Consider the following 19,560-nt stretch of genomic DNA (forward strand, 5'->3'; position numbering starts at 1 on the left):
AGAAAATATTTAAAATTACTTTTCTTAACGCAAATAATTATACTTTTAAAAACTTTAATTTCAAATATAAAATATTTTGATAAAGAACCTTCTGAAAATAAACAAAGATACCTAGTTTAGATATATGATGATTATTATTCATCCTGCCGCCTGACAAGGATCTCTTCAGCAATCATATCTCCGGATCGCTCCTCTTATTTCTGCCTCTTTTTTTCAGACAAAAAGCCTTCAATTTATCAATGAAAAGCGTATTTATTACATTCTTTTTTTCCACCCAGCCTCTTCGAGCTATCCCCACACCTAGCTCCATCATCCACATTTGGTCCACATGGTGGGCATCCGTACTAATGGCAATCATGACCCCCGACTCCTTGGCCTTTCTACAGTTGATATCGTTGAGATCAAGCCGGTCATAATAACAATTAATCTCGAGCGCTGTTCCTGTCTCTGAACAAGCACCAATTACCTTATCCATATCTATTTCATATCCCTCGCGTTTGCTGATCAAACGACCTGTGGGATGGGCAATAATATTTACATAATGATTATGAATAGCTGCAACCATTCGTTCAGTAATCTTTTCTCTCCCTTGTTTAAAACCGCTATGAATAGAAGCAACAACAACGTCTAATTTTTCCAACAGTTTATCAGGGTAATCCAATGTTCCATCGGCTTTGATATCTACCTCACTTGCCTTGAGCAACGTAAACCCATTAAACTTCTTATTAAGCCTGTCAATCTCCTCAATCTCTTCAAGCAGTTCTTCTTCCTTCAAACCATTTGCCACATGAAGTGACCTTGAATGGTCTGAAACCGCCAGACATTGATAACCCATCTTCATGGCATGCACGGCCATCTCTTCGAGGGTAGGGGTACCATCGCTCCAGTTAGAGTGATTGTGGAGATCTCCCTTAATATCTGAAAGTTTAATGAGGTTTGGCAACGTGCCCTTTTGGGCGGCCTCGATTTCCCCTCTATTCTCACGCAACTCGGGTGGTATCCAGTCCATCCCTAGTATCCTGTAAATTTCTTGTTCGAACCGTCCTCCGACCTTCTTATCTCCCTTAAAAATGCCATATTCATTGATCTTAAATCCCTTCTTTTTAGCAATCTCACGCAGATGAATATTGTGTTCCTTTGAACCGGTAAAATACTGCAACGCTGAACCAAAGTCGTCTTCACAAACAACTCTCACGTCTACCTGCACACCCTCCTCAACCCTAACACTTCCTCTGGTATCTCCCGCTGCCAATACCTGCGTTACCCCCCGCATATTAGCGAAAGCCTTCACAATCTCTGCTCCTTTCGCACCAGATACGAGGATGTCGATATCACCAACCGTTTCTCTCATTCTCCGCAATGAGCCAGCAGCCTGGATATCTTTCATATGAGGATTACGCTGCAACTCTGCTATAATCCTTTTCACGATAGGATACGCCAATCCAATAGATATGCGTTGCTGACTTATCTTGAACAATTCAATACCTTTGGCTATATTTTCAATTTTCTTCTCACCAATTCCAAATAATCCTTTTAATTTTCCCGCCTGCAAGGCGTTTTCAAGGTCACGCAACCCGACTATGCCTAATTCTCTTGATAGCAGGGACACGGTCTTTGGGCCTAAACCCGGTATTTGCATAAGGCCGACGGTTTCTTCAGAGACCCCTTTTTTCACCTCTTCGTATTTAGACATCTTCCCAGTATTAATATACTCAATGATTTTTTCTGCCGTACCTTTTCCTATACCAGGAATGTCCGTCAATTTTTGTGTTTTGGCAATCTCCTCAATATCCTCCGTTAAATCGCCTATTACCCGTGCAGCCTTTCGGTATGAATTGATCCTGAAAGTATTTTCACCTTTGAGTTCCATGATGTCAGCAATTCGCTCAAACAATGATGCAATTTCGTGGTTTTTCAGGAGTAACACTCCTCGTCTTTAAAATTTCAGAAAACAGGATATTAAGATTTCAGTGAATTTCTCTTAAAATACCCTCATAAGCCATTTAACATTCAGCTTTCCTTCAGTTGCTGAAAACAAAAGGATGCTATGGGAATTTTAAAAGATTATTATATCCGTGCACTTAAAACACATCAATTTTTATTTATTGACATAAACAGGGGGATTTTAGCATAATTCACCAGTTCATATTTTTGACTATCTGTATAGTCCTTTAAAATCGCAGGCACTAAAGGTTAGAATCTTTTGTACCTCTGTGGCAAAAATGTTTTACAAAGAGGAGAGGTTGTAAAATGAAAGAGCAGACAATCGGCATTATCGGTGGTAGCGGTCTTTATAATATAGAAGGAATCAAGGAGGTAAAATCGATATCGGTAGATACCCCTTTTGGAAAACCATCTGACAATTTTACTGTAGGTATCCTTGAAGGCCGTAAAGTCGCTTTTCTGCCAAGACACGGTAAAGGACACACAATTTTACCATCAGAACTCAACTTCAGGGCCAATATTTATGGGATGAAGAAGTTGGGGGCAGAACACATCATTGCCGTCAGTGCTGTAGGAAGTATGAAGGAGGAGATCAAGCCTTTAGACATGGTGATTCCAGATCAATTTTTTGACAGGACACGGGGAAGGATTAGCACATTTTTTGGAGAAGGGATTGTAGGTCATGTAAGTTTTGCCGATCCCGTATGTAGCACACTAGCTAACAGCTTGTGGAATGCAGCGAAATCGATAGGCGTGCATGTTCATAAAGGTGGTACATATTTATGCATGGAAGGCCCCTTGTTTTCCACACGTGCGGAATCTCAGGTATATCGTCAGTGGGGCGTAAGTGTTATTGGCATGACGAACCTTCAGGAAGCAAAGTTAGCCCGGGAGGCAGAAATCTGTTACAGCACCCTTGCCATGGTCACGGATTATGACTGCTGGCATGTAAGCGAAGAGGCCGTAACCCTGGAAATGATTATTGGGAATTTGAACAAAAACACTGAAACAGCAAAACGAATTCTCAAGGCGGTTATTCCAAAAATTGAGCAAAAAAGGACCTGCACATGTACAACGGCAGTTCAGGATGCCATTGTAACCCACAAAGACTTAATTCCAGAGAGTACCAAAAAGAAACTGGATATTATTTTTGGGAAATATCTGAGATAAATTCTATTGCTACGGGATAAAAGCTTGCCCATACGTTTTATAAGATAATAACAGAGAATTGTGTTATACCTTTTTAAGCATGATTCCTGCCCCAAATCTTCCTGTTTTTGTATTTTGGTGGCGATAGGAATAGAATTGCGTATAATTGCATTTAGTACACATATGAGCAACTTCAATATTTTCTTCCGGAACACCCATTTGTATTATTTGAACCTTATTTGCTTCCCATAGATTGAAATATCCGCTACTCAAAAAATTATCACCTTGGATATAATCACCTTCTGTCCGCAAGGCTTTCCTGATCTCAGCAATAGTTTCTGTGCCTATCTCATAACAACATGGCCCAATTGATGGTCCCACCCCTACAAAAATATCGCTTGGTGAGCAATAGAATTTTTCCTTAAATACCCTGATCATATTTTGTACCACCATGCGAACAGTCCCTCGCCATCCTGCATGGGCCACACCTATTACCTTTTTCTTAGCATCAAAAAATAAAAAAGGAACACAATCAGCCTGAAGAACCATAAGACAAATATCAGAAATATTTGTCACCATAGCATCAGTTGCCTTTATGGCTGTGCTTTCATGAAACACTCCACTACCTCGTAAATCGCCTGTAATAGTTTCTACCTTAGCCCCATGTACCTGCCCGGCAAAAGTAAAATTTTCCATTGGAATCCCAACGGACAAGGCAAGACGTTGTCGATTCTTAAGCACTGTTTCCGGATTATCGCCAACGTGAAATCCTAAATTAAGGGAATTATAGGGCTGGTCACTGTAACCACCGACTCTTGATGAAACAAAATGTTGTATTCCTTTATATTCCAACAGATTTTGAAAAAACCATAATGGCAACGCATCTATTTCCTGCTTAATCATTGTATTAAATATCACCTAAATCCTGCAAATAAGGCTTCGCCTTATTTGCAGGATTTAGGTGATAAACAAAAAATTTTGAAAAAATTAAATCAAAAGAATAGTAGTTGATATTATGCCCCTTGCCTTAAAAAACGTTTGCCGCGGCTCCGCCGTCAGTTTTCCACTTGCCCGTAAATGCAAATGCCCTTTATACCAGTTACCGGGGAATATGCAGGGATTTTTGGCCGTTCCAACTTCCTGTACGGCGTTGCTTTTCGACTCAACCGCATTGTGCTTCTGTCTTTTACAATTTCCGTTAACATCGTACTTTTACTACCCATTGCAACATAATCCATCATGGAAAACATTGCAACATTTTTATTTTTTTATTTCAGTTTTTTACAAATGCCACAATACGAGGCCAAGCGACATATGCAACGAACAGAGACGACTTTAAACGAAATGAAAGGCATACGTAAATCACTCGTTAACTTTATGGCCGTTTTGTTCTAAACAACACTCTCACTCATGGTGAAAATTAACTCTCCACAACACAACTGCTATGATTCATTGAATGAGAAGATATATCCATGGAATTTCCTGTATCCTTTTGAATTCGTTCACTTGAACAATTTGTCTGTTAAACAGGTATATAATACCAGGAACGGCCTCCTGACAGCAGTGATAACGAAATAAAACGAATCCGTTGAAATGTATAACTATCGGATGGTTACTTTTGTAAGTAAAAAACATTTACGTTTCCTTGACAAATAAGTAAACGAGATTATATTAAACTGTAGCTTCTACTATTTGCCAACATCTCAAAATTCATTATATATTACGATACGATGCGCACTATCAATTTTAATCTGGCTTACGCCATCATCTTTATTTCCTTTTGTTACTTTATTGCAATTGGATCTCCTTCATCAGAGGCAGAGGATATTTCATTTTCTAAAGATTCCAAACTATTTCCTGGCATTATTAAAGAGGAATCCTGGCATTCTGCTGTTAAGGAAATATTTTCTCTAAAGAACTATTTAACGAAATATCTAGAGACTACAAAGCGAGAATGCCTGACGGAGAAATTACCGGATAATGAGCATCTGCCAGTTGTCACGGAGAAGGAAACGCCCTTAGCCGTTACAGATGAAAAAATTCTCTCTGTTCCCATGATAACAAAGGAAAAAGGCATTCAGAAAGGACTTGTTGCGGACGAAGATTACCATTTCGTGGTCCCGGAGAACAAAGTCTCTGATGAAAATCAAAAAGTGGATGCCCATTTATTATCAACGATACCGGGTTCTGAAACCACGCCTACTGCCGAACGACAACTTCCTGACGATAAAGAAGATGTAATCCGAGTACACCAAAAAACTAACGGACTTCCCCGGCCTCTTGCCGGAAAGGAAGAATATCTATCGGATAAATTACCTGATAACGGGCACCAGCCTATCGTCGCGGAGAAGGACGTTCCCTCAACTGCTACCGATGAAAAAACTCTCCCAGTTCCCACGATAACGAAGGAAAAAGATATTCAGAAAGGATTTGTTGCGGACGAAGATTACCATTTCGTGGTCCCGGAGAACAAAGTCTCTGATGAAAATCAAAAAGTGGATGCCCATTTATTATCAACGATACCGGGTTCTGAAACCACATCTGCTGCTGAACGGCAACTTCCTGATATTGCGGAAGGCGCAATCCGGACATACAAAGAAGGTAACGAACCGCTCCCGTCTCTTACAGGAAAAGAACTTCCTTCCTCAGAGGCAAGAGAAGAAAATGGCCAACAAGAGGATTCTCTGACTACCAAAGAACTCCAGCAAATGCCTACCCGTTCAGAGATCGTTCAAGAAGCGGGAAAAAAAGAAAACGCACCCATTGTTACCACCACACCGGAATTTCATAATGAAATTATTGCCGGCGGGAAATCCCTGCCAGACGAGGCGAAAGATATAAAATCTCCGTGGGACATATGGCATAAAGACCCAACACATAATGTGATCCTTGCAGTTGCTATTACCCTTATTGCTGCAAAAATTGGCGGTTATCTGGCACGTATGGTGAAATTTTCTGAAGTGGTGGGAAATTTGATGATTGGAATAATTTTGGGTAACATTTTCACCTTTACAGGATGGGATTTTTTTCACTTTTTAAAGACAATGCCCTTCCTAAAGATGATTTCATATTTCGGAACGTTGATACTTCTTTTCACAGTCGGACTCCATGTTGATCTCAGGGCATTGTTGCAGGTGGGGACTTCTTCTCTCCTGGTATGTTTAGGCGGTATAATAGCCCCTGCGGGCCTGGGACTTATGGTTGGACATTTTTTTCTTCCGGATACTTCCGTTGGTACAAAACTTATTTTGGCAATCATTCTTTGTAATACAGCCACTGGTTTAAAACTTGCAGTTTTGAAGGAATTAAAGGCTATAAATTCACTGGAAGGCAGGGTAATAACCGGAGCAACGGTTCTTACCGATATTATTGTGTTTTTAACTTTCGGTGTTGTCAGTGGATTTGCGGTTAGTGGCGGGGTTTCTCTGGTAGGCATGACAGCCAGTTTTGGTACAGCAATCGCTTTACTGATACTCAGCGGGATACTGATATTAAAATATGGTGAGAAATTTGGAAACTTCCTCACAAAAAGGATGACTGAGGGTGCGAACATACCTATTGTGGTGGTTTTATCCCTTTTATTAGCCTTTATGTTTGGATCTGTAGGACTTCACACAATAATGGGTGCGTTTGTTGCGGGTTTATTCCTGCGCAATGTGAAGTTGAGGAGTTCCGATGATGAGGAGCATCGTACCATTGAATCGTTTATAAGGCCATTTTATATGCTCCTTGTGCCAATTCTTTTTGTTCGGGTAGGTGCACAGGTAGATCTGACCAGTTTTTTGAACAGAGAAGCAATTCCGCTTATTTTTGCAATAACAGGCGCTGCCGTTATTGGAAAGATGTTTTGCAGTGTTTGCCCGATTGAGAACAATATTAATCGTCTGGCCGTAGGTTTAGCAATGGTAATGAAGATGGATGGGACATTAATTGTGTCTGGAATTGCCAGAGATATGGGAATACTGAATGATGCTGTATTTTCCTCAATTGTTGTAGTGATCGTGCTTACTTCTACAATATGTCCTTCTTTTTTAAGGGCATCACTGGTGAGACAAAAAAGGCGCCTTAGTAAAAATTTTCACGTCACTGTTGATGAAAAAACCAAAGAGACTTTTATACGATTCAAAAGCAAGGTTTGAAGATAATTCGCCTTTAAAAAATTCTTTGGGCGGCACAAGAAAAAAGTCCGGATGCTTTGGATGACGAAGTCGTTTGGTAATCAGGAAAAACTGAACAAATTAATTCGCGATTTTATGTAACGCGAATACGCAATAGGTTTAGCCTTAAAGAATCTATCCAAAATTTATCAAAATTGGCCATTATCGATAACGCCCCCCTAAATTTTCTCCTTTCCCTGGTATGAATCAGCGTATCTGTTTGCGCATCTGGAAGGCATAATAAATGAGGAAGCCACCGCCGACCAAGCCAAAGATACCTAACACGAACGGCAGCGATATGGCAGCAGCAAGCGGATTGAACCACAACCACAAGCCAATCAGGATGTTCATAACGCCAAGAACATATGCGCCCAGCCCATCGCCCTGAAAGCCGCGAACGACATCGAAAATACCAATCAGGATTCCTTGAATAGCAATCACAATTACCAACACTTCGGGCAGAAGCACAATGCTAACCAGAGGGTTTCTCAGCACAAAGATGCCAGCGAGAATACCAATTATGCCAATAAGCAGTGACCAGCCCCAGTGCGCCCGCCCCGCCGCAGTGAAAATGCGAATGATGGCAAAAATCCCGCTAACGAGCCAGTATGCTCCGGTAAAAATGACGATGACTTCAACGGTGCTGACGGGTTGAGTCAGGAGCAGAAGCCCCAAAACTAAGGCAGAGATGCCTTGCAGCAGAAGCAGCCACCAAAGATCCAAAAGCGGGTTACGAATGTGGGTTGACATATTAATCCTCCTTATTAAATTTTATTTAAATGGGTTACAGAGTGGCATGGACAAACAAGGTTTGTCCATGCCACTCTGTAACCGAAGACATAACTTGAACTATCTCCTGCATCCACTAAGACACCGAATGCTAGCAAAGTAACCATCCGGTCAGAGCCGTGTTCATCACCCCACGATTTAGTTGGGCAATGCGCCTTCCAGACACGTCGCGAGGCGTTCCTGGCTGCCAGGTATCCCCGATACTCAGGATGTTATGAATTCCTTTGGGGGACGCATCCAATGAGAGAGATCAGGCGCAACCGTCAGGGCCGATCACCCACAGCAATTAGTTAGGTCGTCTGCCGATATTGACACTGCGTCCTCGCTCCATGGCATTAACCATGATGTAAACCACGACTGCATTAGCCAATAATGCCCCCAAGCTTGTCCAACCAGCATGCCTGATTAACGCCACTATTTCAAACGGGATATAGACTGCACCGCTTATTGCGGCAAACAGTTCCGCCCAAATCCTGCCACAGAACAAGCCATACGCTTCAACTATTCGAATTGCCGAGTAAGCGGCAGCCCCTACTGCTAACAGTAACAACCGACCATTCTGCAAATGACCGGCCGCTACGATAAAGATGTTGGGAAATTTGGATGCAGGATTGAGATGCGCATGCTCAACCAGACGTATCGCCAGTGTATGCAAATCTTTGTGAATCAGCATCAGGACGCCAGATGCGGCGGACAAGGCCACAAGACCTTTCAACGCCTCAAACACGGCAACAAGCTTGATTGTACGCGTTGTATCCATGTGCCGACACTATATGCAGCCCAACGTTTGCACCAACCGGCACCCGCTGTTAAGTGACCGCGCCTACCACCAATGAAACAATTGTCACCGTTCACAACGATGACAATGTACGACATATCCGGTCGAAGGCCAGGGAGATAGCTTTCGCTTTACACAATCGCTCTGTCTCAACGCAGAGATTGTTTTTCTCTGTCCCTTCGGTTCGGGGTAAGACTTCACAGAAATCCCCATTCGCACATTGTTCCCGGGATTTCGAGCAATCGAATCAATTCCGGTGTGATATTACTTTATATCTTTGATATAGTCAAGTTTGTTTTGTTGTTAAAGTATTACCTCGCAGAAACCTCTTTTTTAGGAAGCAATGGGAACTCTTTCTTTTTGAGTTTGAGACAGACCATTAAAATCCAAATCCCTTTTTGAAAAAATGGCAAAATATGCCATGAGAATATCATACGATCAAACGTTGAAAGCGCCCGGCGATTTTGTTATGATAATGTTCAAAAAAACTTCTCCATTACCGTCTTCCTCTGCCGAGTATAAAATTCCGTGGTTAGAATTCCATTTTTTAAAAACGTAACAATTTGGTTTTTTGAAAATTTCCAATAAAAACCGGGTATTAAATGCAGTAGGGACAGGTTTCAAACCTACTCCTACAAGGCAACATTATTCCTATGGCGAGTTTTTAAAAAAACTAAATTGTTACGTTTTTTGAAAGGGTAGGTACCAAGCATTTGCCCAATTTGGAATGCGCGCTCATATAACCGGCTATTTCAAATGCTTTGCCTCCACTGGATTATTACGATTTTTGGTTATCTGCGTCATCTGAAAGATCTGTGGTTTTCATCGTTTTAGCAAAGATGGAAGGACAAACGTATATGGAAGTTTTTTTCAATCCCTCATCAGTTGCCATCGTAGGTGCTACGGAAAAACCGGGCAGCTTGCCTGGTATTATCCTGAAAAATCTCCTCGACATGGGTTTTCAAGGCAAGATATATCCGGTAAACCCAAAATATAAGACAATCTTTGGCTTACCTTGTTTTCCCTCGATCCCGGACATCCCGAATGAAGTAGCATTAACCGTTATAGCCATCCCCGCGTCTTTCGTGCTGGAGGTAGTGCGGCAACAGGCACAGAAACAAATTCGTCACGCTATCATTATCAGCGCTGGTTTTCGGGAAATGGGTGTGGAAGGCATTGAAATGGAGGAATACATTAAACGCGTTGCATGTGAAAATGGCATACGAATCCTTGGGCCTAACTGCTTGGGCGTTTTGGACAATTATGCGAATTTTACCACTTCATTTCTGTCATGGGAGCGGGTAAGCTACCCAAAAAAAGGATCCCTGTCAATTCTCTCACAAAGCGGAGCCTTCGCTATTGCCTTGCTGGACCTGGCGTCGCAGGAAGGGTTGGGCATAGCAAAAATGGTAAACTATGGAAACAGACTCGACGTCGGGGAATCTACCCTCTTGCCATTTTTACAGAATGATATCCATACCAGGGTAATTGCTATTTATATGGAATCGGTTGATCATGGGAGGAAGTTTATCGAGGCTGCCAAGTCGTGTTCGGAAAAAAAGCCTATTATTGCTCTCAAGGTTGGAAAGGGCGCAGCCGGTATCGCCGCCGCCAGATCACACACGGGTGCTATTGCAGGTAACTACGCAATCTACAGGGCTGCATTCCTGAAATCCGGGATTATTGAGGCGAACGGTCTGGAGGAATTTATCGATGGTGTTAAGGCCCTGTCCATGCAGAACCCGCCCAAGGGGAACCGTATCCTCATTGTCACCAACGGCGGTGGCTTTGGTGTCATTGTGGCTGACCACTGCTCAGAGAGTGGACTCGAAGTCCCGATTCCGTCTACGCAGTTAAAGGAGAGACTCCGCAGCAATTTATCAGCATTCTATGTCGTTAACAATCCCGTTGATTTAACCGGAAGCGCATGCGACCGGGATTATCACATGGCATTAACCGCGTGCATGCTGGAGAGCGATGAATATGACGCGGCCATTATTATACCGCTTATGGCGCCACAAGGTATGACGACAAAGGTGGTGGATCTCGTCACTGATACGATGAAACGGTCAGGAAAGCCAGCCGTTATATGCACGGTGGGCGGAGCATTTACCCTCAGGATCAAACAGCTCTTTGAAGATCGCGAGTTTCCCGTCTATCCCTCTCCTGAACGAAGTGTAAAAGCCATGTCCATTCTCCTGAGAAGGAGGATATTACAGGAAGGTCTTAACAGAGGCAATTATACAAAGGCAAAGGTCACTAAGAGCGATTGGCAATAGGCATGAGTAGCCCGGTGTCTTTGTGTGAAAAAAAACAAAAGACTTTCTTTACCGAGCCGTTCTATAGTATCACCGTGCAAAATCTTTTTTTTGCAAGTTTTTATACTCCCCCTGGCTACCCTTGACTTCGTTGTGATGGTTCGACAGGCTCACCATGCACGGCGTAACATCCTGAGTCTGCCGAAGGATCCGTCGAACGATAGGGGGATCTGGTTGCGGCTTTGCTGCGTTACGGTATTCTCATCCAGACATGTTCTATGAAAATAGCAGCAAAGAGGAGCATAATACTTGCAAAGGTGGGATACAGATAAAGATCTTTTCTCTTTGTCACAGTTTCTATGATAATTTTGTCTTTTTCCATAGAGTCGATCTCGTTATAAAATTTTGCAACCTCCTCAAAATTTTCTGCATGGTAATACCTCCCCCCCGTTGACTCGACTGCCTCTTTTAATTCCTCAATATGTTGGGCTGCAACCTCCGGGTCAACACCTGTAACATCAGAAGCCTTAACTGCCACGACATATGCCTTTATTCCCATTCTTTTCAATAAACGCAGCGGTCGTGTGGGCGAAATGCCAATATTGTATATCCCGTCGGTAAAAAGAACAATGAGCTTGTTTTTGAGTGCCTGCCTCTTTTCCATCTCTTTGATAAAGGATATGGCATAATCGGAAAGGTATTCTTTATTAATGCTGTTTCTCAATTCTTTTATCGTAAATTGCTTTCCCATCTCTTTTTCAAATAGCGCTGCAAGAGAAGTAAAAAGACCTTCTCCAATAGACGTCTGATAACCTACCTGAGAAGCCTGTACACGCTCCAGAGATTTCTCCAGCAGTTGGGTTTCCATCGTGGGCATAACAATGAGGGCGGCATCTGTGCCGAAGATGGTAATACCGATGAGATCATTTGGCCGCTTTTTTATGAAATCCCCGACGATCTTTTTGATCGTTTCAATAGCTGTTCCCGTCATACTGAAAGAGGTATCTACAGCAAGGACGATCTCCCGGCCCTGAAGGGTGGTTTCCTCCTGATAATACCTTGTCTGAGGGTGTGCGATGGCAACAACTGCAAAAAATACGGCACCCAAAAATACGGGCTTATTGAGACGGGCTACCGTTTTCCTGAACCCCGCGGGTTCTTTAACGCAGAAAAGGCTGGAATATCCAAGAAACTTCTTTTCATGCCAAAAGAGACATAAAAAACCAAAAGGAACGAGGATGAGAAGAAGTAAGGGGTTTGCAAAGGTCATATATCAGCACCTACCATCAGGTTTGCTATATTTAACGCCCAGGAATTTCTAAGTTTTTATTACTGTCTTATATACACCCTCCCTCTGAACAAGGGATCAGGGGTGGGTTTCATCGTATGTTAAAATAGTTAAAAGCGTAGTTAAACGTAAGAGAATTTAAGAAATCTTGAGACCGGTCCTTTCGATAATTTCTTTTACGCCCTGCAGCACTTTATCTACAGACTCTTTTCCAAGATGTCTTCCAAAAATCAGCTCATCGAGCTGTTTTAACACGGCCTGAATGATCGTTGAAATTTGTTCCGGAAGTTGCCTTTGGGTGTCGTATTTCAGGAAATCCGATGTCGTGGCAGACTGTGCCCTTTCATTTGAAATGCCAATAAGCATGCCCACATACGTCCGCAGTGACTTGTTGATATTGTGAATCATATGCCGGTTGAGTGTATCATCGTCGGTAAATTGAAATGCTGTCAGGACGCTTTTCAGCTTCTCCATGGCGATCTGCGGAGTTTCGACTACAGGTTTTGGCAAAGCGGGCGACAGTTTTCCCGCGAGGGAACGCAATCCCGTTATCCCCAAAAAGACAAACAAAATAATGCCTATACTCATAGGTAAATATCCATGAAAAAAGGCGTGTTTTCCTGAATAGGACATCGGACCTTTGATTCCTTCTAAAGGCACGTCTACCGTCTTGAGCAGGCTATTTATAATAATGGGAATAGGGGCAGTCTTCACTTCATGTGTTTCGATAAGCGACCCATCGCCTTTCGACTTATCGGTTTGAGAAGACGACTCTCCGTAATACAAAGCCGTTAGCGCGGGGATTTCAGAAGTCATTTTTTTCCCGCCCAATTCATACACGGAAAGCGTATAGGTTATGAGTACCTTCTCTATAGCCTTTTCCGTACTTTCTTTTATATTCCTGTGTAAAACTTCAAACGGGGAAAAATTCAGTTTTTCAATGCTTTCCCACAAAAGTTTTATATTTTTTTCATGCCGTATGGTAAGGGTATAGGTAATATGATCGCCAATGGCAATGACATCTCTATCCACCTTGCCTTCCATAAGAATAGCCACCTTTTTAATGGCAATAGGTGCAGAGGTTGCGATGCCTTCGGTCTTATCAACCTCGTTCCGGTATGAAAGAGAAAAGGAGGGAATTGAATAAATCCCTGCCCTGATGTCTGAGGGCAAAGACAGGGCATAGGTAATGACGGCATAATCATGTTCATTGTCGAAGATTTGGCGTTCTCCAAGGGTTACATCTTCTATCACGAATGGCGAAAGGTTGACCCTGTCTATCCCTTCCAGATCAACCGTTACCCCCAACTTCCACATAACCTGAACCGTTAAATACAACGTCTTTCCGGTAATGATCCGGTAATCATTAATGAAAGTCCATATCTCAAGTGGTTGATCTGCCAGGGCAAATTCAGCCTTCTCCTCTGATGGGACTTGTATTTGAGGTTGTTCCTGTGCATATGCAAAAAAGAAACTCTGTTCCAGAAAAACAGCGGTGATAATACCCACCCATACAACGATCCCGATATATTTCATCTTCTCCTCCTTCTCCCTCTCCGGATCCTTTTATCAAAAAGCTCAGAGATCTTTTTTGTCCATATTTCCTCATTTTCATCCGTAAGTAATGAGATATAGTCGATATTCAATTTTCTCAATAAATTTATGTAAGGCAAAGATTCTGCTTGCGCTGTTGAAATGTCCAGCAGTTTTGTGCTGCCTGTCTCCATGTCTTGTGCCATGAAAAAGCCATTTGAGTGAGGTAAAGCAGTTTCCATTCTGTCTGAGACAATCACGGGTACCACCTCATGAAGCAGGGAAAGCGTCTTCAGCGATTGCTCGTAATTGTAGGGCGCCAAGAAATCTGACAAAATAAATACGAGGGCTGGATGGAGAATCTTTTCATTCAAAAAAGTAAATGCTGCGTGGAGATCTGTGCAACTGCCCGAAGTCCGCTCTTGGGATATATTTTTTGCATTGATCAGTGCCTCTTTCTCGCCAACTTTTGGTTGAATAAAGTTTTCTACCCTGTCGGCAAAGGTAAGGAAGCCCACTTCATTACCGGCTTCCGAAGCTGCGCGAACAAGAGTGAAAAGGATGGCTGATTGAACCTCCTCTTTTGTGAGGATAAAAGACCCGAAGTTCTCTGACCGGCTTTTGTCTACCACAAAGATGATAGTTGCCCGTTTATCCACAAATTTCATGCGTACATGAAGTTTTCCTGTCTTTACCGTCGACTTCCAGTCAATGGCTTTACAATCGTCTCCCGCTTGATATTGCCGGATCCCGTCAAATTCCAAACCATGGAGCGCATTCATATAACTGGAAAATGTTCCCGCAAAGAGGTTCCCTATCAACCGTTGCAAAGTAAGCCGTATCCTCTTCTTCATCCGGTTTATTCCAAAATGGGTACCTCATGCAGAATATTTTTAATAATCTCGTCAGAATCAATACCCTGAGATTCAGCCTCATGGGTAAGGATGATTCTATGCCGCAAAACAGGATAAGCCATTACATGAATATGTTCTGGCAATACCATATCTTCCCCGTGAATGAAGGCATACACACGGGATGCTCGTGCTAAGGCAATGGATGCCCTGGGTGATGCACCATACATTACAAGATTTTTTAACGTTCCGCTGCCTTCTTCAGGCCTCGTTGCTCTGACTAAACGAGTAATATATTTTATAGTAACCGAGTTCTCATGCAAAGGCAGCCATTCGGAGATCGTATGCCTAAAGGAGAGTATCTCTTTCGGAGATAAAACAACCTCTAACTCTTTTTCTTCATCCCGAATTTGCCTTTCTGTGATTTCTCTTTCGTTTCCGTAGGGTGGATAATGAATTTTCAATTTGAACATAAACCGGTCTATTTCCGCCTCAGGCAACAGATATGTCCCCGAAATCTCAATCGGATTTTGTGTCGCCAGTACCAGAAATATTTTTTCCAGAGGATAGGTCTCTCTGCCAATAGTAACCTGCTTTTCCTGCATAGCCTCAAGTAAGGCGCTCTGCACCTTTGCTGGCGCACGATTAATTTCATCGGCAAGTAAGAGATTGGTAAAAACAGGACCTTTTTGTACTTTGCTTTTTCTTGTTTCCATATCCCACATTTCAAATCCGGTGATATCACCGGGAATAAGATCGGGGGTAAACTGCACTCTTTGGAATTTTGCATCCAATATCCGGGCAATGGTTTTTACCGTAACAGTCTTTCCAAGTCCGGGATACCCTTCCAGGAGGATATGACCGTCTGAAAGCAGAGCAATAATGATACCCTCTATCAGCTCTTCCTGGCCGACAATAACCTTTCTCACTTCCCTTTTAATTGTTTCGACCTTCTCTTTCACGAAATCCTTATTTTGATTATGTATCACAGCTTTTAACTTAGTCTTCACATTTCATTACCCCCCTTGTTATGATGCGGCGAACCGCAGCGAATATTCACTCCGAGTTTTTGTTTCAGAGGTTTTTTTCAGCCAACATGCTACTTTACATCCTCACTCTTTATCACAACATTATATATTTTCGTTTTTTTGTTTACAAATAAATTATAATTCTTTATTACCACAACTCAATGCAATTTAAGCAGGATACAACATTACGAAAGGAAATTTTCTACAAAAGAAGAACCTGTTTCATATATTGGCACTTAATATGCTTCACCATACATAACGTTCTCATTTCTCAAAGAGAATTGTATTGACAGTAAATTTGAAAAGTTGTATATATCCAAAGTTTACATTGCGGGTATAGGAGACTATGTTTCTGTATCAGTAAGTTTGATAAATTTCATTCATTTAAGAAAGAGGTTTGAAAATGTCTTTTTCAAAGCCAAACGCGTCAGCAGCAACACGTACAAAAAATAGAACACCGAATGACCGAACTCCAGCCAGCGGTATGTGTTCGGTTTGTGTAGATGAGTGTCCGGGTTTATGCGAGATTGGAAAATCTGCCTTTAGAGCAACTGAAAATTTGTATCCGCAACCCTTTGGAACAATTACTGCAGGAGCAGATAAAGAATATCCGCTGGATTTTTCACATTTAAATATCATGGGAACAACGGTTGGGGCTGTGGGAATTGAAGCCGACAGCGACAAGGCAATTTTTGAAAATGTAAACACGGAAGCAAGATTGGGAAAGGATAAGGGGATTAAGTTAAGACTGCCAATCGTAATTCCGGGTTTGGGTTCGACGAATATTGCCAAAACACATTGGGATGGACTGGCTATTGGCTCTGCAATTTCCGGGACAGGACTAACGATTGGTGAAAATGTAGGTGGCATGGACGTCAATACCAAGCTAGAGAACAGAAAAATAACCCACTGCCCTGATATCGAATCCCGCGTAAAAACCTTTCAGGAATGGCAAAAAGACGGATACGGTGTTATTGTAATGCAGGAAAATGTTGAAGATAGCAGATTGGGTGTCCTTGAATACGGCATAAACAAATTAGGTGTGCAAGCCGTGGAAATGAAATGGGGGCAGGGTGCCAAGGATATTGGGGGGGAGGTTAAGATCAATACCCTTGAAAAAGCAAGATTGTTACGCGACCGTGGTTATATCGTGCTTCCTGACCCGTATGATAACAATGTGGCCTCCGTCTTCGGCAAGGCGTTTAAAGAATTTGAAAGACACTCCAGGGTAGGAATGGTCAACGAGGAAGGGTTTGTAAAGCGTGTTGAAAATTTAAGAAAGGCCGGTGCAAAATATGTCTTCCTGAAGACAGGTGCTTATCGACCGGCTGACCTTGCCAGGGCGGTACGTTACTGTTCAATCGCCGGAGTTGATGTTTTGACTGTCGATGGAGCTGGCGGTGGAACCGGGATGAGTCCATGGCACATGATGAACGAATGGGGTGTACCTACGCTATACCTGGCTTCCCTCACGTATAATTATATCCATACATTAGCGTCAAAGGGTCAGCATGTTCCGGATGTTATCCTTGCCGGAGGGTTTGCGTTTGAGGATGATATCTTTAAGGCCATGGCGCTTGGCGCTCCCTACGTCAAAGCAGTTGGAATGGCTCGTGCCCCGTTGTGTGCGGCACATGTTGGTAAATTGGTCGCCGATCAGGTCAATAAGAATTCCATTGATAAAACAATAGAACCCTATGGCAGGACAATGGATGAAATTTTTGTTTTAGCATCCAAAGCCAAAAGATTGTTCTGTTCTAACGGCCGGGAAGTACCGCCAGGGGCATTGGGAGTTTATTCGTATTATCAGCGATTATCACAAGGGTTACAGCAGTTAATGTGCGGTTCAAGAAAATTTGGATTAAAACATTTAACTCGTGACGATGTCGTCACCCTGACCCGCGAAGCGGCAGAAGTAACCGGTTTAAAATACATCATGGATGCCGACAGCGAAATAGCAGAGCAGATCCTCATGGGAAAAGAAAGATCCACGGGCAAAACAGATGTAAAGACAAAAGCAAAGACATCTTCAAAACCCAGTGCAAAAGCAAAACAGAAGACAAAGAAATAAGCCCTTCGAAGTAAAAGATTTTGTAAAAAGATGTTTTTTCCTGTTATAAGCGCGGAGGCCGGTTGAAGACTTGTAATAATCAATGTCTTCAAATGTGAGAAATGAGTCACAACGCATTACTTTGTCATATGTTATATAGAATTGTACGTATGGCTTAAAAATGTGTATTTGCAAAAGGAAGCATGATAAAGATCGATAAGATAGGCAAACTGATTAAAGATGCCTGGTTGATAATCGGCAGCACAATACTTTTATTTTGTTTGTTAGAAGGTAGTCTTTCCCTGGTTTTTTTTATCAGAGATCGGTTGAGAGCGCCTGCCGCGTCGGCCGCTGATTGCCGCATCACAGCGGATACCTATTCGGATGCAACTTGGGTGGCTAATTACTGGCAGGAGTTCCACCGCTCGGGAGTTGTCCGGTGGAGGTCATATGTTTATTGGCGACGGCCACCGTACCACGGGAACTATATAAACATCGATGACAACGGCATTAGAGCTACTGTCTATACGGAGACAATGCCACAAGGGTCGCCAACTCCAGTAAAGATCTTCATGTTTGGTGGTTCTACCATGTGGGGCGAGGGGGCGAGAGACGCTTTCACCATTCCTTCCGTCGTTGCAAAAGAACTTCGTCAAAAGGGCATTGCTGCCGAGGTTACGAATTTCGGTGAAACCGGATATGTGAGCACACAGGAGGTCATTACGCTCCTGCTACAATTGCAAAAAGGCAAACTCCCTGACCTTGTAATCTTCTATGATGGTGTCAACGATATGTACTCCGCTTATCAGCAACACGTGGCCGGGCTTCCACAAAATGAACATCATCGTGAGGAGGAGTTCGACCTCTCACAGCCGGGCATGTTTACACGGCGGGAAAAAATGGATCTCCAGAACATAGCGAAGAAACTCTCTACAGTTCGCTTTGCAAAGATACTTCTCGAAAGGTTAGGTTTTCGGTACCCAAAAGCAGTAACTGCCGAATCTTTATCCTTCGACATTCCAACTCCAGAAAACGAAACTCTCGTTCAAGATTTACTCGCCATATATAGAAGCAATATAGACATTGTAAATGCTCTAAGCGAACGATGTCATTTTAAATGCCTCTTTTACTGGCAACCCACAATATTTCAGAAAACACAATTGACAGCAGCCTACGAGCTTGGAAAACGAGCGGAGATGCAAGCCATCGGGCAGTTTGTCGGCCAGACATATGAAGCCGTACATAAGAGCGAACTCGCTGAAAAATATAGGGGCTCATTTCACGATATCAGCCTTGTATTTGCAGATGTACGGCAACCTATGTACATAGACTGGTGTCATCTTGGCGAATCGGGTAATGAAATCATCGCAAAGATAATGGCAAGTGATATTCTTGGACTATTGATCGCCAATAAAGAATAGCATTACAGGGCCTCCTCCCATGAGAAGGCTTTGTCAAACGAAAAACTACATCTAACAAAAATCGTAGATTTTTTCACACCTCATATTCCGGATAAACTCCTTGTCATTCCCGCATTCATTACACGAAAATGGCTTCCGGGAAATCCTCATCCTGCATTCTCTAAAATTCTACCAGCACCGTCTGGATAAAACTCCTCAATACCTCGGGCGGCTACTTGCGAAATATCCTGAAGGTTGTATCTCAACTGTTCTGCGCTAACCCGACTTTCGCAATTCGAGCTGAAAAAAGGTTATTTTTAGGCATGAATCGCCCA

Annotated in this window: 13 protein-coding genes; 5 read left to right on the plus strand and 8 right to left on the minus strand. The window is 42.6% G+C overall.

All coding sequences use genetic code 11. The features are described from left to right. Window positions 1–172 precede the first annotated feature (172 nt). A complete protein-coding gene (gene polX / locus BIY37_RS02245) occupies window positions 173–1,927 on the minus strand; it encodes a DNA polymerase/3'-5' exonuclease PolX (RefSeq protein WP_230402412.1) in 1,755 nt (584 codons plus the stop codon). Window positions 1,928–2,250: 323 nt separating this feature from the next. Between polX and mtnP the strand changes: the two genes are divergently transcribed. Then, window positions 2,251–3,114: an S-methyl-5'-thioadenosine phosphorylase gene (gene mtnP / locus BIY37_RS02250; RefSeq protein ID WP_070066213.1), complete on the plus strand. Its 864-nt coding sequence runs from the start codon at window positions 2,251–2,253 to the stop codon at window positions 3,112–3,114. A gap of 63 nt (window positions 3,115–3,177) precedes the next feature. Here the strand turns inward: mtnP and pgeF are convergent, their stop codons facing one another. Further along, window positions 3,178–3,996, minus strand: a complete 819-nt coding sequence (pgeF, locus tag BIY37_RS02255) for a peptidoglycan editing factor PgeF (RefSeq protein ID WP_070066214.1) — start codon at window positions 3,994–3,996, stop codon at window positions 3,178–3,180. An 827-nt stretch (window positions 3,997–4,823) separates the two neighbouring features. Between pgeF and BIY37_RS02270 the strand changes: the two genes are divergently transcribed. Further along, window positions 4,824–7,232: a cation:proton antiporter gene (locus BIY37_RS02270; protein ID WP_070066217.1), complete on the plus strand. Its 2,409-nt coding sequence runs from the start codon at window positions 4,824–4,826 to the stop codon at window positions 7,230–7,232. Between the two features lie 225 nt (window positions 7,233–7,457). Here BIY37_RS02270 and BIY37_RS02275 read toward each other — a convergent pair whose 3' ends face one another. Together BIY37_RS02275 and BIY37_RS02280 are read right to left on the minus strand one after the other, a co-directional pair. Continuing rightward, the gene (locus tag BIY37_RS02275) at window positions 7,458–8,000 is read right to left on the minus strand and encodes an HdeD family acid-resistance protein (protein ID WP_070066218.1); all 543 of its coding nucleotides are present in this window, start codon (window positions 7,998–8,000) and stop codon (window positions 7,458–7,460) included. 325 nt (window positions 8,001–8,325) lie between these two features. Further along, a complete protein-coding gene (locus tag BIY37_RS02280) occupies window positions 8,326–8,799 on the minus strand; it encodes a DUF2127 domain-containing protein (RefSeq protein WP_070066219.1) in 474 nt (157 codons plus the stop codon). Window positions 8,800–9,674: 875 nt separating this feature from the next. Between BIY37_RS02280 and BIY37_RS02290 the strand changes: the two genes are divergently transcribed. Then, window positions 9,675–11,096, plus strand: a complete 1,422-nt coding sequence (locus tag BIY37_RS02290) for an acetate--CoA ligase family protein (RefSeq protein ID WP_070066234.1) — start codon at window positions 9,675–9,677, stop codon at window positions 11,094–11,096. A gap of 229 nt (window positions 11,097–11,325) precedes the next feature. Here BIY37_RS02290 and BIY37_RS02295 read toward each other — a convergent pair whose 3' ends face one another. The 4 genes from BIY37_RS02295 to BIY37_RS02310 all read right to left on the minus strand — a co-directional run bounded on the left by BIY37_RS02295 (window position 11,326) and on the right by BIY37_RS02310 (window position 15,757). Beyond that, a complete protein-coding gene (locus BIY37_RS02295) occupies window positions 11,326–12,345 on the minus strand; it encodes a vWA domain-containing protein (protein ID WP_070066221.1) in 1,020 nt (339 codons plus the stop codon). Between the two features lie 156 nt (window positions 12,346–12,501). Next, complete coding sequence (locus BIY37_RS02300) at window positions 12,502–13,899, minus strand: COG1361 family protein (protein WP_070066222.1); 1,398 nt, start codon at window positions 13,897–13,899, stop codon at window positions 12,502–12,504. After that, entirely contained in the window at window positions 13,896–14,750 is an 855-nt protein-coding gene (locus BIY37_RS02305; RefSeq protein WP_070066223.1) for a DUF58 domain-containing protein, read from the minus strand. Before BIY37_RS02305 ends, BIY37_RS02300 begins: the two co-directional genes overlap by 4 nt. A 5-nt stretch (window positions 14,751–14,755) precedes the next feature. Continuing rightward, window positions 14,756–15,757 (minus strand): AAA family ATPase, encoded by a 1,002-nt coding sequence (locus BIY37_RS02310; RefSeq protein WP_070066224.1) that lies wholly within the window; start codon window positions 15,755–15,757, stop codon window positions 14,756–14,758. A gap of 421 nt (window positions 15,758–16,178) precedes the next feature. On the opposite strand from BIY37_RS02310, the gene BIY37_RS02315 reads away from it, so the two are divergent. Together BIY37_RS02315 and BIY37_RS02320 are read left to right on the plus strand one after the other, a co-directional pair. Then, the gene (locus BIY37_RS02315) at window positions 16,179–17,846 is read left to right on the plus strand and encodes an FMN-binding glutamate synthase family protein (RefSeq protein ID WP_070066225.1); all 1,668 of its coding nucleotides are present in this window, start codon (window positions 16,179–16,181) and stop codon (window positions 17,844–17,846) included. A gap of 182 nt (window positions 17,847–18,028) precedes the next feature. Then, window positions 18,029–19,246 carry an SGNH/GDSL hydrolase family protein gene (locus tag BIY37_RS02320; RefSeq protein ID WP_070066226.1) on the plus strand — a complete coding sequence of 406 codons (1,218 nt, stop codon included), beginning with the start codon at window positions 18,029–18,031 and terminating at the stop codon, window positions 19,244–19,246. Window positions 19,247–19,560: the final 314 nt, after the last annotated feature.

Origin of the sequence: Candidatus Brocadia sapporoensis, from assembly GCF_001753675.2 — a bacterium.
Taxonomy (GTDB): domain Bacteria; phylum Planctomycetota; class Brocadiia; order Brocadiales; family Brocadiaceae; genus Brocadia; species Brocadia sapporoensis.